1 protein-coding gene is annotated in these 289 nt (G+C 49.8%); it reads right to left on the reverse strand.

The window, feature by feature from the left end; all coding sequences use genetic code 11:
• Positions 1–46 precede the first annotated feature (46 nt).
• Positions 47–289 (reverse strand): S16 family serine protease (locus P0G09_RS20390; protein WP_342760590.1); only part of this gene is annotated, 243 nt, incomplete at its 5' end.

Genomic DNA, 289 nt, shown 5'->3' on the forward strand with positions numbered 1-289 from the left:
GGTCTGTGATTTTTCTATCATTCGTATTCATAGAGCACGCATTTCTTCACTCCACACCAAGTGCTTTAAACACCGCATCCTCTGCGCTGCTGAAGAAGATCAGATTGAAGCTACCCACCAATTCCGGTGGAACAGTCCCCAGATCAACGGCACTTGAAATCGGCAGCAGAACCTTCTTTGCACCGCTATCGAGGCAGACCTGCAGGCTGTTTGCAAGCTCATCTACATTCAAGATTGTTCCACTGATGCTGATCTCGCCCAGAACTGCAAGGGTACTGACCGTGGGACG

Origin of the sequence: Faecalibacterium sp. DFI.5.82, assembly GCF_029076575.1 — a bacterium.
GTDB lineage: Bacteria > Bacillota > Clostridia > Oscillospirales > Ruminococcaceae > Faecalibacterium > Faecalibacterium duncaniae.